Source organism: Gemmobacter megaterium (assembly GCF_900156815.1).
Taxonomy (GTDB): Bacteria; Pseudomonadota; Alphaproteobacteria; order Rhodobacterales; family Rhodobacteraceae; genus Wagnerdoeblera; species Wagnerdoeblera megaterium.
On record NZ_FTOT01000038.1, the window covers coordinates 1 to 1,778 of the forward strand.

Genomic DNA, 1,778 nt, shown 5'->3' on the forward strand with positions numbered 1-1,778 from the left:
CGTTCGTGAATGGAAGGACGAACGGCAGCGCGCGTATCACACGACGGATCGTGGAACTTTCGTGCCGCTGGTGTTCGCGCCCGGCGAGGCATTCCAGTTCGACTGGAGCGAAGACTGGGCCTATGTCGGCTGCGAGCGGATTAAGCTGCAGGTTGCGCACATCAAGCTGTCGCATAGCCGTGCTTTCCTAGAATGACTGGCTGGAAGAGCGCTGCAAGCTGCTGTGGGCTGAGACGGCTCATGGCACGCTGCCCGGCAGCATCGCTGATGTTTGGGAAGCTGAGAAGCCTGCCCTGATGCCACTCCCCACAATGTTCGATGGCTTCGTCGAGGAAAGGAAGCGCGTCTCGCCGACCTGCCTGATCACCTTTGATCGCACCCGCTATTCTGTGCCCGCCAGTTTTGCAAACCGGCCCGTCAGTCTGCGTATCTACCCTGAGCGGCTAGTTGTTGTGGCCGAAGGCCACGTGATTTGCACGCATGAGCGCATCATCGACCGGTCGCATCGCCAGTCGGGGCGCGTCATCTATGATTGGCGTCATTATCTGGCGGTGGTTCAGCGCAAACCCGGAGCGTTGCGCAATGGCGCCCCCTTTGTGGAGATGCCCGAGCCCTTCCGTGTGCTGCAGGCAAAGATGCTGCGCCAGCCCGGCGGGGACCGAGAAATGGTCGATATCCTGTCTTTGGTGCTGCACCACGATGAACGGGCGGTGCTGTGCGCCGTGGAATTAGCCCTTGAGGCGGGCGTGCCGACAAAAACCCACGTGCTGAACCTGCTCCATAGACTGCTCGATGGCAAACCGACCGACCAGCCAGACGTGAACCCTCCAGCGGCATTGTCGCTCAGCAAGGAGCCTGAGGCCAATGTCGCGCGCTATGATGGGCTGCGCACCCAGAAAGGAACCCGTCATGCGTCATGATCCTGCGGGTGCTGCGCTGATCATCATGCTACGCAGCCTGAAGATGCCGGGCATGGCGCAGGCTGTGCAGGATCTGCATGAGCAAGGTTCACCCGCATTTGAAGCCGCCATGCCGATCCTATCACAGCTTCTCAAGGCGGAAATGGCTGAGCGTGAGGTGCGTTCGACCGCCTACCACATGAAAGCCGCCCGCTTCCCGGCATACAAGGACTTGTCCGCATTCGACTTCAGCGCCAGCGAGATCCGTGAAGCTCTGGTTCGCCAGCTTCATCGATGCGAGTTCCTGGATAGTGCCGAGAATGTGGTGCTGATCGGCGGACCCGGCACAGGGAAATCCCATGTTGCAACGGCCCTTGGCATTCAGGCCATCGAGCATCACCGCAAACGTGTGCGCTTCTTCTCTACGGTCGAACTCGTCAACGCCCTGGAACAGGAAAAGACCCAAGGCAAGGCTGGCAAGATCGCCGAGGCACTGGTGAAAACTGACCTCGTCATCCTGGACGAGCTGGGATACCTGCCGTTCAGTGCCTCTGGCGGTGCCTTGCTGTTCCATCTTCTCAGCAAACTTTATGAACGCACCAGCGTCATCATCACCACGAACTTGAGCTTCGCCGAATGGGCGACGGTCTTCGGGGACGCCAAGATGACCACCGCGCTTCTCGATCGCCTCACCCATCGCTGCCATATTTTGGAGACCGGCAACGACAGCTATCGCTTTAAGGCAAGCTCCGAAACAGCGAAAAAGAAACGGAGGGAAACACCAGCATTGACGCCATCATAACACGCAGAACATAACCATTGGGTGGGTCAGTTCTCGGTGACAACGCCGGGTCAAATCTCAGTGGCAATCAACAGTCT

General features: G+C 58.9%; 1 protein-coding gene and 1 pseudogene. Both read left to right on the forward strand.

The annotated features are described in order from the left end of the window. Nucleotides 1-920, forward strand: a pseudogene (locus BW970_RS20205) (Mu transposase domain-containing protein); the annotation flags it as partial. Further along, complete coding sequence (gene istB / locus BW970_RS20210; RefSeq protein WP_076534756.1) at nucleotides 910-1,701, forward strand: IS21-like element helper ATPase IstB; 792 nt, start codon at nucleotides 910-912, stop codon at nucleotides 1,699-1,701. The pseudogene BW970_RS20205 and the gene istB, both read left to right, overlap by 11 nt. The last annotated feature ends 77 nt before the right edge of the window (nucleotides 1,702-1,778 follow it).